This is a genomic window from Actinoplanes sp. NBC_00393, assembly GCF_036053395.1.
Classification (GTDB): Bacteria; Actinomycetota; Actinomycetes; order Mycobacteriales; family Micromonosporaceae; genus Actinoplanes.
The window spans coordinates 8,530,328-8,543,070 of record NZ_CP107942.1 but is presented as its reverse complement, the minus strand read 5'-3'; the positions used below and the strand labels follow the sequence as shown (position 1 = coordinate 8,543,070).

The 12,743-nt window shown below is 67.9% G+C and carries 12 protein-coding genes; 5 read left to right on the top strand and 7 right to left on the bottom strand.

What is annotated here, in order from left to right; genetic code table 11:
* Positions 1 to 30: 30 nt before the first annotated feature.
* A complete protein-coding gene (gene gyrB / locus OHA21_RS39540) occupies positions 31 to 1,983 on the bottom strand; it encodes a DNA topoisomerase (ATP-hydrolyzing) subunit B (RefSeq protein WP_328464023.1) in 1,953 nt (650 codons plus the stop codon).
* 534 nt (positions 1,984 to 2,517) lie between these two features.
* Here gyrB and OHA21_RS39535 point away from each other — a divergent pair.
* A complete protein-coding gene (locus OHA21_RS39535; RefSeq protein ID WP_328464021.1) occupies positions 2,518 to 3,084 on the top strand; it encodes a hypothetical protein in 567 nt (188 codons plus the stop codon).
* A gap of 7 nt (positions 3,085 to 3,091) precedes the next feature.
* On the opposite strand, the gene OHA21_RS39530 is transcribed toward OHA21_RS39535, so the two are convergent.
* The 6 genes from OHA21_RS39530 to dnaA form a co-directional block, all read right to left on the bottom strand.
* The gene (locus tag OHA21_RS39530) at positions 3,092 to 3,355 is read right to left on the bottom strand and encodes a hypothetical protein (protein WP_328464019.1); all 264 of its coding nucleotides are present in this window, start codon (positions 3,353 to 3,355) and stop codon (positions 3,092 to 3,094) included.
* 33 nt (positions 3,356 to 3,388) lie between these two features.
* Positions 3,389 to 4,003, bottom strand: a complete 615-nt coding sequence (locus tag OHA21_RS39525; protein WP_442874969.1) for a DUF721 domain-containing protein — start codon at positions 4,001 to 4,003, stop codon at positions 3,389 to 3,391.
* A 28-nt stretch (positions 4,004 to 4,031) separates the two neighbouring features.
* Complete coding sequence (gene recF / locus OHA21_RS39520) at positions 4,032 to 5,159, bottom strand: DNA replication/repair protein RecF (RefSeq protein WP_328464015.1); 1,128 nt, start codon at positions 5,157 to 5,159, stop codon at positions 4,032 to 4,034.
* 3 nt (positions 5,160 to 5,162) lie between these two features.
* Positions 5,163 to 6,035 carry a phosphogluconate dehydrogenase (NAD(+)-dependent, decarboxylating) gene (gene gnd / locus OHA21_RS39515; protein ID WP_328464013.1) on the bottom strand — a complete coding sequence of 291 codons (873 nt, stop codon included), beginning with the start codon at positions 6,033 to 6,035 and terminating at the stop codon, positions 5,163 to 5,165.
* Between the two features lie 39 nt (positions 6,036 to 6,074).
* Positions 6,075 to 7,208 carry a DNA polymerase III subunit beta gene (gene dnaN, locus OHA21_RS39510; RefSeq protein ID WP_328464011.1) on the bottom strand — a complete coding sequence of 378 codons (1,134 nt, stop codon included), beginning with the start codon at positions 7,206 to 7,208 and terminating at the stop codon, positions 6,075 to 6,077.
* 1,225 nt (positions 7,209 to 8,433) lie between these two features.
* A complete protein-coding gene (gene dnaA, locus OHA21_RS39505; RefSeq protein WP_328464009.1) occupies positions 8,434 to 10,281 on the bottom strand; it encodes a chromosomal replication initiator protein DnaA in 1,848 nt (615 codons plus the stop codon).
* 589 nt (positions 10,282 to 10,870) lie between these two features.
* Here dnaA and rpmH point away from each other — a divergent pair.
* From rpmH to yidC, 4 genes are read left to right on the top strand one after another with little or no spacing between them, the layout of a single operon-like run.
* Positions 10,871 to 11,008, top strand: coding sequence for a 50S ribosomal protein L34 (gene rpmH, locus OHA21_RS39500; protein WP_014695313.1), 138 nt, complete (start codon positions 10,871 to 10,873; stop codon positions 11,006 to 11,008).
* A gap of 36 nt (positions 11,009 to 11,044) precedes the next feature.
* Complete coding sequence (gene rnpA, locus OHA21_RS39495; RefSeq protein WP_328464005.1) at positions 11,045 to 11,401, top strand: ribonuclease P protein component; 357 nt, start codon at positions 11,045 to 11,047, stop codon at positions 11,399 to 11,401.
* Positions 11,398 to 11,655, top strand: a complete 258-nt coding sequence (yidD, locus tag OHA21_RS39490) for a membrane protein insertion efficiency factor YidD (RefSeq protein WP_328464003.1) — start codon at positions 11,398 to 11,400, stop codon at positions 11,653 to 11,655. The genes rnpA and yidD overlap by 4 nt, the downstream gene beginning before the upstream one ends.
* A gap of 1 nt (position 11,656) precedes the next feature.
* Positions 11,657 to 12,685 (top strand): membrane protein insertase YidC, encoded by a 1,029-nt coding sequence (yidC, locus tag OHA21_RS39485; RefSeq protein WP_328464001.1) that lies wholly within the window; start codon positions 11,657 to 11,659, stop codon positions 12,683 to 12,685.
* Positions 12,686 to 12,743 lie beyond the last annotated feature (58 nt).

The window sequence follows — 12,743 nt, the reverse complement described above, 5'->3', positions numbered from 1 at the left end:
AGGTGCACGCTGTGGATACGGCGTGCCGGACTAGATGTCCAGGAAGCGAACGTCCTTCGCGTTGCGCTGGATGAACGACCGCCGGGCCTCGACGTCCTCACCCATCAGCACGCTGAACAGCTCGTCCGCGACGGCCGCGTCGTCCAGCGTGACCTGACGCAACGTCCGGGTGTCCGGGTTCATCGTGGTGTCCCACAGCTCGTGGAAGTTCATCTCGCCGAGACCCTTGAACCGCTGGATGTCGTCGGGCTTCGCGTTCGCCTTCTTCTGCTGGCGCAGCGCGATCAGCCCGTCCCGCTCGCGGTCCGAGTACGCGTACTGAGCGTCATCGCCGCGCTTGTTCCACTTGATCTTGTAGAGCGGCGGCGACGCCAGGTAGACGTGGCCCTGCTCGACGAGTGGCCGCATGAAGCGGAACAGCAGGGTGAGCAGCAGCGTCTGGATGTGCTGGCCGTCGACGTCGGCGTCGGCCATCAGGATGATCTTGTGGTATCGCAGCTTCGAGATGTCGAATTCGTCGTGGATACCGGTGCCCATCGCCGTGATCAGCGCCTGGACCTCGTTGTTCTTCAGCACCCGGTCGATCCGGGCCTTCTCCACGTTGAGGATCTTGCCGCGGATCGGCAGGATCGCCTGGATCCGGCTCTCCCGGCCGGACTTGGCCGAACCGCCGGCCGAGTCACCCTCGACGATGAACAGCTCGGTCTCGCGCGGGTCGGTGGACTGGCAGTCGGCCAGCTTGCCCGGCATCGAACCGGACTCCAGCAGCGACTTGCGCCGGGCCAGCTTGCGGGCCTGCTGCGCGGCGATCCGGGCCCGGGCGGCCTGCGAGGCCTTGGTGATGATGGTTTTCGCGTCGGCCGGGTTGCGGTCGAACCAGTCGGCCAGCTGCTCGTTGCAGACCTTCTGCACGAAGCTCTTCATGTCGGTGTTGCCGAGCTTCGTCTTGGTCTGGCCCTCGAACTGCGGGTTCGCCAGGGTCACCGAGATGATGGCGGCCAGGCCCTCACGGATGTCTTCGCCGGAGAGCTTCTCGTCGCTCTTGAGGAACTTCTTCTCGGTTCCGTACCGGTTGACGATGCTGGTCAGCGCGGCGCGGAAACCCTCCTCGTGAGTGCCGCCCTCGTGCGTGTTGATCCGGTTCGCGAAGGTGTAGACCGACTCCCCGTACGACTCGTTCCACTGCATGGCGATCTCGACCGCCATGCCCTCCTCGGGCGCCTCGGCGCCAAACTCCACGACCGTCTTGTGGATGGCGCTCTTGGTGGCGTTCAGGTGGCGGACGAAGTCGGAGATGCCGCCCGCGTACATGAACGAGACCTTGCGGGGCTCGCCGTTCTCCTCGGCCGAGACCGGCCGCTCGTCGGTGAAGTTGATGGTCAGGCCCCGGTTCAGGAAGGCCATCTCCTGGAGCCGGCGGTAGATCGTCTGGAAGTCGAACTCGATGGTCTCGAAAACGTCCGGGTCCGGCCAGAACTGGACGGTCGAGCCGGTCTTGTCGGTGCTCTCGCCCTTGATCAGCTCGGCCGGCTTGGAGGCGTTGTACTTCTGCCGCCAGACGAAACCGTCCTTGTGGATCTCCACGGCCATCCTGGTGGAGAGCGCGTTGACGACCGAGACGCCGACACCGTGCAGACCGCCGGAGACCTTGTAAGCCTGCCCGTCGAACTTGCCGCCCGCGTGCAGAACGGTCAGCGCGACCTCGACACCCGGCTTCTTCAGCTTCGGGTGGAGGTCGACCGGGAAACCACGGCCGTTGTCGGTGACCGAGACCCCGCCGTCAGCGAACAGGATCACGTCGATGGTGTCGCAGTAGCCGGCCAGTGCCTCGTCGACCGCGTTGTCCACAACCTCCCAGACCAGGTGGTGCAGACCGCGCTCACCGGTGGAGCCGATGTACATACCGGGACGCTTGCGGACCGCTTCGAGGCCTTCGAGCACGGTGATGGAGCCGGCACCGTATTCCTGCTGTTTCTCTGACACCCTCGGCCACTTTCTCGCGCCGGGCCGGTGAGGCCCCGCAACGGGGTTGGCGGGCCCGCCAGGCAGCAGCCCAGGCGCGCACGAAGGACCAGAGATGACACCGCGGGAGAGCAGCGGACCACCGGTGGAACCGAGCGCGCCGGTCGCCGCGGACGGCCCGCGGATCGTGATCGGCTGGAAAAACCGCACAGCGTGACGATGATGGCTGGACGCCACCGTCGAGACAGTTTTCCCGGTCGCTGTCGATTCTACTCCGCCGAAGCGAGTTGGCGAGGGTGCGGCACCCCTTCCGGGTGCCTGAGAGTCCCGTAGCGCGATTTGAGCCGCTACCCACGTGTTCCCCTACACGGAACCGCCCGCCACCGCAACGACAAGTGCTGCGGCTGTCACCGGAGTCGGGCGCGCCTGCCGAGCGCGACCGGCACTCACTGCGACACTGCTCGACAGCCGCCCGCACCGGTGTCGTAACCTCGCCCGCGCGGGCCGGTGATGACTGGACCGCGTAGCCAGGTCTGAGGAGGGGTGGGTCCGCCGATGGCGCATGACAAGGGCCTGGACAACGTCGCGGTGCACTGGCCGCGGACCAATCAGTACTACGACCCGGTGGCGCCCGCCGAGTTCGTCGACTTCGGAGCGATCGCCGACCGGCCGGAGATCGCCGCGCCGACCGGAGCATTGGCGCTGCACATCGCCAAGACCGGCACCGTGCGCGCGACCGCCTACACCGAACTGGTCGACCTCCTGCTCGGCCTGGAAGGTGTGCTCTACGCCACCGACGCGGCCGCCGAGGACGAGGACCCGGTGATCGATCCGGACGGTTGCGCCTGGATCGCCGGCGGCCTGGAGCGCTTCGTCGAGGGCCACGATCAATTCGGTGACCTGGTCACTTTCGACACCGTTGCGGCGGTCATGCGGACCGCGATCACCGGCGGCCGCCTGGCCGAGCAGCAGCTGCGCTGGCTCGACCACCGGCTCGCCGCGCTGCGCGACGACGCCGGCAACGCTCCGCACTGGAGCTTCGCCCGCACGGAACTCGCCGTTCTGGCCGGCTTCTACCGCCGCTGCGCCGAGCGCGGCTTCGCGATCTTCGCCGATTACTGACAAAACCCTATCTTGTACGGGTAATCGACCGTCCCGCCGAAACCACCCCGTCCCGCCTGTTCCGCGCAGCCACCGGCCCACTCACGGCCGCAACGCGGCCGCCGGGAAAATGCAGCACCCAGGCGAGACCCCCGGCGACCGCCAGCAGGATCAGCCCGGTCCCGGTCCAGAAGACCAGCGCCCGGTATGCGGAGATCCACTCGGCCACGGCTGCAGCCGGTAGTGGCGTCAGCACCAGGAGCAACAGCGCGAGCAGGCGGCGAAGGCTCATACCCTTCTAGACGCTTGACGAGGCGAATCGGTTTCAGCCGTAGGTGTCGCGTGGTCCCCGGCCCTGCACCCGGCGCGGTCCACGGCTCCACGACGGGGCGGCCGGTCCGTGAATGTTGAGCCGGGTGACGACGTTGTGGCCCACCTCGGCAGCGATCTTCTTCAGCAGCGTGCCGGCCAGCAGCCGCAGCTGGGTGGCCCAGGCGGTGGACTCCGCCTCGACGGTCAGCACGCCCGACTCGAGTTTGATCGGGCGGCTGTGCGCGGCGATGTCCGGCCCGACCACCTTCTCCCAGGAGCCGAAGACGGTGGCCTCGGCCTTCGGCTTCTCCCAGCCCCGGGCCTTCATCAGGCGCTCCAGCATCACCCCGAAGAGCTGGGGATCGCGGGGGTCCGGGCCGGGACCGGAGTAGCCACGCAGGCGCTTCTCGCCGCTTCCGGTGCTGCGCCGGCGCGGTTTGCGAGCCGCTTCGCGCCGTTTGGCCAAGGCCGCGTCGAGCACCGCGCGGGCCAGTTCCGGACCGGCCAGATCGCCCGCGCCCTCCACACCCTGTGGATAACTTTGACCATCGCCCTCAGCGGCCCTGTCCCGGCCTGCGTGGCCTGAACCCTGCCCCCGACCCGCGCCGGGGCCTTCTGAGTCGCTCACGGGGCGCTCAGGCGGGGTCTCGTCAGGATCAGACACGGATCACCGACCCGGTAGTGACGTCGAACCGGGCACCGGCCAGCGCGGCAGGCACGTCCTCGGCCACCGCACAGGTCACCAGGAGCTGGGCCGCATCGGACACCAGCGCGGCCAGCCGGTCCCGGCGGCCCGAGTCCAGCTCGGCGAAGACGTCGTCGAGCACGAGCACCGGTTCGATTCCCTCCGCGCGCAGCAGGTCGTAGGCGGCGAGCCGCAGCGCCAGGGCGAACGACCAGGACTCGCCGTGGCTCGCATACCCCTTGACGGGCAGGTCCCCCAGGGTCAACGCCAGCTCGTCGCGGTGCGGGCCGACCAGGGTGGTGCCGCGTTCGATCTCCGCGGCCCGGCGCTCCTGCAGGGACTCGAGCAGAGCCGCCTCCAACGCAGGACGGTCCGGGGTCAACGATTCGCCGAGACGGGACGCGTACGCGATGGCGGCCGATCCCCGTCCGGCGGCGACGGCGTCGTAGGCCTTGGTCAGGTGCGGACCGAGCGCGGCGGCCAGCTCGATCCGGCCGGCCAGCAGCTCCGCGCCGTGGTGGGCGAGGTGCTGATCCCACACTGCCAGGGTGGACAGGTCCTGGCCCCGGTTGCCGCCGACCTTGCGGGTCAGGTACGCGGTTCGCAGCAGGGCGTTGCGCTGCTTCACCACCCGGTCGTAGTCGGCGCGCACCCCGGCATACCGGGGCTGGCGGGCGACCAGCAGGTCGTCGAGGTAGCGGCGGCGCTCGGACGGGTCGCCGCGGACCAGCTCCAGATCCTCCGGTGCGAACAGCACCATCCGCAGGGCGCCGAGCACCTCACGCGGGCGGCGAACCGGTGAGCGGTTGAGCCGGGCCCGGTTCGCCTTACCGGGAACGATCTCGAGTTCGACCAGCAGCTCGCGTCCATCGTGGACGACAGCGCAGCGGATCACTGCCGAGCTCGCGCCGGCCCGGACCAGCGGGGCGTCGGTGGCCACCCGGTGACTGTCCAGAGTGGCCACGTACCCGAGCGCCTCGATCAGGTTGGTCTTGCCCATGCCGTTCTGGCCGACCAGCACGGACACGCCGGGGTCGAGATCCACGGCCACCCGCTCATAGGAACGGAAGTCGGTGAGCTCGACCCGGCGTACGTGCATGGATCAGCGCTTGACGGCGTGGCCACCGAACTGCTGGCGCAGTGCGGCGACGGCCTTCATGGCGGGCGAGTCGTCCTGGCGGGACTGGAACCGCGCGAACAGCGACGCGGCGATGACGTGGGCCGGCACAGCGAGGCGGACCGCCTCGTCGACCGTCCAGCGGCCCTCGCCGGTGTCGTCCGCGTAGCCCTTCAGAGCCGACAGCTCCGGGTCCTCGTCGAGCGCCCGGTCCAGCAGGTCGAGAAGCCACGACTTCACGACGCTGCCCTCCCGCCAGCTCTTGATCACGGCGGGCACGTCGTGGATGTACTCGGACGCCTTGAGGATCTCGTAACCCTCGGCGTACGCGTGCATCAACCCGTACTCGATGCCGTTGTGCACCATCTTCGCGTAGTGGCCGGCGCCGTGCGTCCCGGCGTGCGCGAAGCCGAACTCGCCGGCCGGCTTGAGTGCCTCGAAGATCGGCTTGCAGTGCTCCACCTGAGGAGCGTCGCCGCCGACCATCAGCGCGTAGCCGTTCTTGATGCCCCACACGCCGCCGGAGACGCCGACGTCGAGGTAGTGGATCCCCTTGACGGCCAGGCGCTCGGCCCGCGGAGCATCGTCGGTGAACTTGGAGTTGCCACCGTCGATGATGATGTCGCCCGCCTCGAGCACCTCGGCGAGCTGATTGATGGTGTCTTCAGTGATCTTGCCCGACGGCACCATGGTCCACACGACCCGCGGCGCGGCCAGCTTCTCGGCCAACTCGGCCAGGCTGGCGGCGTCGCTTACATCCAGGTTCTGGTCGTATCCGACGACTTCGTGCCCGGCGGCACGGAGTCGTTCCCGCATGTTGCCACCCATTCGGCCGAGACCGATCAGGCCGAGTTGCATGGTGATCTCCCTAGATGAGCGATTGGTTCATGCTCAGTATCAGCGAGTTACCCGGATCGGCATGATCAGATAGCGGTAACCCGGGATGATTTCGCCACTTTCGCCAGCGGGGGAGATCACAGCGGGCTTGAACGCGTCGACGAACGAGAAGACGGCGGTCGGCGCCCCGAGGTTCTGCAGACCGTCGATCAAATACTGCGGGTTGAAGCCGATGGTCAGCGGCTCACCGGTGAAAGCGGCCTCCATCGCCTCGCTGGCGCGCGCTTCCTCGGTGGTGCCGGCCTCCACCACCAGACCGTCCTCGCTGAAGCTCAGCAGCACCGGAGTGGTCCGCTCGGCCACCAGGGCCACACGGCGGACGACCTCGACCAGGGCGGAGACGGCAATGCGTGCCTCGGCGTTGTGCGCGGTCGGGAAGAGTGAGCGCACCGGCGGGTAGTTGGCGCCGTCCAGCAGCCGGCTCGTGGTCCGCCGGGTCCCGCCCGCGAAGCCGATCATGCCTTCGCCGGCACTGCCCTGCGCCAGGGCCAGGGTCACCGAGCCGCCGATCGGGCCGAGCGCCTTGGCGGTGTCGTTCAGAGTCTTCGCCGGGACCAGCGCGTTGAGGCTGATCTCCGGGTCGTCCGGCGTCCACTCGATCTCGCGCATGGCCAACCGGTAGCGGTCGGTGGCGAGCATGGCCATCGTCGACCCGTTCAGCTCCACGCGCACGCCGGTCATCATCGGCAGCGTCTCGTCACGCCCGGCCGCGATCGCGACCTGCGAGACCGCGGAGGCGAAGACGGCCGCGTCGACGGTGCCCGCACTGGAGGGCATCTCCGGAAGCGTTGGGTAGTCCTCGACCGGCATCGTCGGCAGCGTGAAGCGGGCACTGCCGCACACCAGCTCGAGATGCGCACCGACCGCCGCGATGTCCACCGGCTTGCCGGGCAGCGCCTTCGTGATCTCGGCCAGCAGGCGGCCGGACACCAGGGCCGCACCGTCGGCGTCGGCCTGCACCTCGACGGTCACCTGACTGGAGACCTCGTAGTCGAAACCGGAGACCTGCAACCGGCCGTCGGTGACTCGCAGCAGGACGCCGGCCAGCACCGGCACCGACGGCCGGCTGGGCAGGCTCTTGGCTGTCCAGGCCACGGCGTCGGCGAGTGCGTCTCGCTCCACCCGGAACTTCATGCTGTCCTCCGCGATGCTTCCTCTTCAGGGGTGTGGACCCCACTGAAACTCTATGGCTCCGGCGGTTTCGGCGCGTGCCCGACCCTAGCCGGACATCCGCCTGCCGAACCTGCCGGGACGGCGGTGCTGTGGAGACGACCGGGAAGGGGCCGTAGCGGACCCACCGATCGGGCTGCCTGCCGAGGGTGCCGGCAGGGACGAGACGTACCGGCCTCTGCTTCCGGTGCTGATCCTGCGGGACCGCTCCGAGCCGCGAGCGGCCCATCCACACCTTCCACAACGCTGATGATTGGTTTTTGTTTTCTATAGAAGAAATATCTAGTCGTCTTCATCGGTGCTGTGCATAGTGTGGAGAACTTACGTTTCCGCTGGTGAGAGGGTTATCCACCGGTGATTCACATGTGGGCAACCGGGGTACAAACCCGGGTCTGCGTCCACAGTTGCCGACGTGACGGGCGTTGTCCACCGTTGTCCACCGGCTATCCACCGGCTATCCACCGGTTTTATCCCCCGTCCTGTGGAAATCGTTGGGACGCTACCGACACGTCGTCCCCAGAACCTTCAACAGGTAATCCACACGTTTCCACAGGCGGTGGACAGAGATATCACCGTCTGTGATTGTCCACATCGATTTCCCCAGGGTCTGTCCACATCTGTGGGGTGTGGTGTCGGCAGATGTCCACCGTCTGGGGAGAACGCCTGTGGACGCCTGTGGATTGGTGTGGACAACGTTGGCACGAAACTGTCACGTCGCGACGTTGACAAGTCGTCGTTCGGTGCCCTCAGGTACAGACGTTGACGGCCTTCAATTTGACGTCTGGCCTGCGATGATCTGGGCATAACCTGTGGACAACCCGGTGCATAGCCGGTGGATAACCGGTGTGCAAAAGACGTTGCCGCAGCTCAAGGCGGTGTGCCGTGGCTAGGTCGAGCCTGTGGGGTGCCCGGATTCGAGCTGGCCGGTCTGCCCAGCCGGCCCACCTGGACCGCCCGGCCCAGCCGGTCCAACCCGCCTGGACCGCTCGGCCCGGCCGGTCCAACCCGCCTGGACGGCTCGGCCGGCCCTGCCCATCTTGCGCAGCTTGCCGAAGAGTGCTCACCGTCGCTCGAAGGCGTCGGGGTTGCCTGTGGGGTGATGGGGCAGCACAGCCCGGCGGTTGACCGCCGGCGTGACCCACTGCCCGGCCGTCAGACCGGTGGCGGCGGGCGGGCGTAGGCGTACCCCTCAGGTGTTTTGTTTGATCCTGTTGGTCAGCTCGGCGATCTGGTTGTAGAGCGACCGGCGCTCGGCCATGTGCTGGCGGATCTTGCGGTCGGCGTGCATGACCGTGGTGTGGTCGCGGCCGCCGAAGGCCTGGCCGATCCGCGGCAGCGAGAGGTCGGTGAGTTCGCGGCAGAGGTACATGGCGACCTGGCGTGCGTTGACCAGGACCCGGCTGCGGGAATGGCCGCGCAGATCCTCGAGGCTGACACCGAAGTAGTCGGCGGTGGAGACCATGATCTGGTCGGCGGTGATCTCCGGGCCGGCGCCGTCCGGCATGAAGTCGCGCAGGACCTCCTCGGCCACCGAGAGCTGGACCGGTGATCGGGTGAGGCTGGCGAACGCGGTCACCCGGATGAGGGCGCCCTCGAGTTCGCGGATCGAGTTGGACACGCGCGACGCGATGAACTCGAGGACGTCGTCGGGCGCGTACATCCGCTCCTGGGCGGCCTTCTTCTGGAGGATCGCGATACGCGTCTCCAGGTCGGGCGGCTGGATGTCGGCGAGCAGGCCCCACTCGAAGCGGGTGCGCATGCGGTCCTCGAGCGTGGCCAGCTGCCGCGGCGAGCGGTCCGAGCTGATCACGATCTGCTTGTTGGCGTTGTGCAGCGTGTTGAACGTGTGGAAGAACTCCTCCTGCGTCCGCTCGCGGTTCTCCAGGAACTGGATGTCGTCGATCAGCAGGATGTCGACGTCGCGGTAGCGGCGCTGGAACGCCTGGGTCTTGTCGTCCCGCAGGCTGTTGATGAAATCGTTGGTGAACTCCTCGGTCGACACGTAGCGGACCGAGCGCGCGTGGCCCAGGGTGGTGGCGTAGTGGCCGATCGCGTGCAGGAGGTGCGTCTTTCCCAACCCGGAACTGCCGTAGATGAAGAGCGGGTTGTACGCCTTCGCCGGCGATTCCGCGACCGCCACCGAGGCGGCGTGCGCGAAGCGGTTGGACGAGCCGATGACGAACGTCTCGAACATGTACTTCGGATTGAGCCGGTTGCCGTCGTTGCCGCCCGGCCGCGGGGACGTGCCCGGGCCGCGCAGGTCGATCGGCGGGCGGCCGGGACCGTTGTCGCCGCGCGTGGGCATCGTGTCGTCACGGCGATCGTTCGGGTGACGCTGGTTGTCCCGTAGATGCGACTGCTCGGCGGCCATCCGGTGGGCGACCGAGTCGTTCTGCGGGTCCGGGCCCTTCGTGGTCGACGGGCGGTTCATCGGCGGGGGCGGCGGGACCTGCGGCGGCATCGGCATGGGCATCGGCTCGGCGAAGAGCGCTTCCTGGCCGTCGCGGGCGGTGGGCACACCGCGGGCGTACGGGGAAGCCTGCGCCGAACCGGTCGGATAGGGCTCGGGCGCGTGCTCCGGGTGCCCGAATGCCGGCTGCTGATACTGCTGCTCCGGCGGCCGCGGCTGTCCCGGGTACCCCGGCAGCTCAGGCTGGTACGGCCCGGACTCGGTGTAGCGGGGCGGCTCGGCGTAATGGCGGGGCTGCGGCTCCATCGGCGGCTGATTGGCCTCCACCGGTGTGCCGTAGACCGTGCCCGGCATGCCGGAACCGTCCTCCGGAGGGCGGACCGTGACCGCCACCTGTATGGGTCGGTTCAGCCGCCGGGTGAGCACGTCGGTGATCGCCGCACGCATCCGGGACTCGATCACGTCCCGGCTGAAAGTGTCCGGAACCGACAGGAGGGCGGTGTCTTCGACTATCGCCCGGAGCCGGACCAGCTGAAGATAGGCGCGCTGCTGCGGCGAGGCGATCTCGTCAGACAACTCGCTCAGAGTTGCCTTCCACACCTCGCTCAGGTCGACCTGATCGGCCACCGCCGCGCCACCCCCATCGCCACCGACCCCCGGTGGGCCTTGTGTCCGGCCTTCCGCCTGTGCCTGTCGGCGCCCATGCAGGCACCGATCGGCCCCCCAACCCAGCACAGTTAAACGTGCTGAACACGCACGGCGCCACCGGCTATCCACAGGTTATCCACAACCTGTGGTGTTGCCAGTGGCCGCTCCCGGCCGGACTGGTCGGCAGATGTACCGGAGCCTGTAGTGGCGCGGGCTGAAAACAGGCTCACCGTGGCGAACGATCCACCTGCTTGTCCGGTTTTGGCCGCCGCTTCGCGGTCTGCGAACGGCCGGTGAGACCAGCAACCGCGCACGCTAACAGCGGTGACAGGTGGACTACAACCGCAGCGGTGACCATCCCCTGCCCGTCAGCGGGAAAAGATTCACTTTGTGCGTGGAAAGACCAGGTAGCAGCGGTAGAGGCCGGCCTGTCGGCGTGCCGACCAAGGATATGGTTGACCACCAAAGACGCTCTCCGTAGGGTTGGGCGGTTGCTCCGCCGCGCTCTGCTAGAGTGGCGTCTTGCAGCGGATGCCCCCTGGACGTAGTACGAAGACGGAGTTTTCACGTGAGCAAGCGCACCTACCAGCCGAACAACCGCCGGCGTGCCAAGACCCACGGCTTCCGGCTGCGCATGCGCACCCGTGCCGGCCGCGCCATCCTGTCTGCCCGCCGTGGCAAGGGCCGCGACAAGCTGTCGGCCTGAGCCGACGGTTAGTCGGGCCGGAATGCCCAGGTAGTCGTGCTGGCCGCGGTGCAACGACTGCGGCGTGGTACGGACTTCGCCGCAGCGATTCGTGGTGGCCGCCGAGCCGGCCGCGGAACCTTGGTCGTTCACCTGCTTGTTGATGAGCCGGCGCACGCCTCCATGGCGCGCGCCGGCTTCGTCGTGTCCAAGGCAGTCGGCAATGCTGTGGTGCGCAACAAGGTTCGGCGACGCCTGCGGCACCTGGTCCGGCCGTTGCTGGACGAGCTGCCCGCCGGCACGTTGTTGGTGGTCCGGGCGCTGCCGCCGGCCGCCGACGCGTCGTACGCCGTGCTCGGCGCCGACCTGGAGGGGGCCCTGGCAGCAGCACGCCGGCCCCGTCGGCCCCGATGAGCGTCGCCGCCCGGCTCCTGACGTCGGCGGTCGTCGCGTACCGTCGATACTTGAGTCCGGCGCTGCCGGCCCGCTGTCGGTTCTACCCCTCGTGCAGTGCGTACGCCCAAGAGGCGCTGGCACGGCACGGTGCGCTACGGGGGACCGGTCTGGCGATCTGGCGGCTCCTTCGTTGCCACCCTTTCCACCCTGGCGGGTACGACCCGGTGCCTGACCCGATCCGTCACCGTCCTGCCGATGTGACTGGAGCTTAGATTGAGTCTCGACTGGATCTACTACGCCATTTCGTGGATCCTCCTGCGCTGGCATGAAATGTGGGAGGCGATCGGCGTACCCGACGATCGCGTTCTCGGCACGAACTGGGCCTGGATCCTCGCGATCATCTTCCTCGTGGTGACCCTGCGCATCATCCTGTTCCCGGTCTTCGTCAAGCAGATCAAGAGCCAGCGGGCCATGCAGGCGCTGCAGCCGAAGGTCAAGGCGCTCCAGGAGAAGCACAAGGGCGACAAGGAGACGCTCCAGAAGGAAATGATGGAGCTGTACCGGACGGAGAAGGCCAACCCGTTGATGGGCTGCCTTCCGATGTTCCTGCAGATCCCTGTCTTCTTCGGTCTATTCCACGTGCTTCAGCACCTGGACCCGTCGATCTCCGACTACTACAAGCAGCTGTACGGCTGGTCGCTGGAGCAGTTCAACAGCGCCGCCGACGCGCACCTGTTCAACGCGCCGATCAGCGCGAAGTTCGGCTCGTCCGCCGCTGAGCTGGCCGCTCTGGGCGCCAACGGCACCACGGTCAAGGTCCTCGCCGGCATCCTGGTGCTGATCATGATGGGGACGACGTTCCTCACCAGCCGCCAGATGATCCTCAAGACCGGCTGGGCCGAGGACCCGCAGCAGAAGATGATCCAGCGGCTGATGCTCTACGGCATCCCGTTCTCGCTGCTCATCTCCGGTGCGCTGTTCCCGATCGGCGTGGTCATCTACTGGGTCACGAACAACCTGTTCACCCTGGCCCAGCAGCAGTGGGTGCTGCGGAAGTTCCCGCCGATCCAGATGGCCGGCGCGAAGAACGCGTCCTCCGCCCGTCCGTCCGGTGCCGGTGCTCGTACCGGCAAGTCGGCCAACCCGGTGCAGCCGGCCCGCACCGGCGGCCTCTTCGGCAAGAAGCCGGCCCCCGAGCCGGTCAGCCCGGTCGTGGACACCAAGGCGCTCGCCCCGAAGCCGGGCGCCAAACCGGTGAATCCGAAGAAGGGCGCCCGGCCGGCGAACAAACCCAAGGGATGATCGCAGCTCGGGCATCCAACCACCCCGCCCACCGCCCGAGATCGGGCTGACGGCCAAC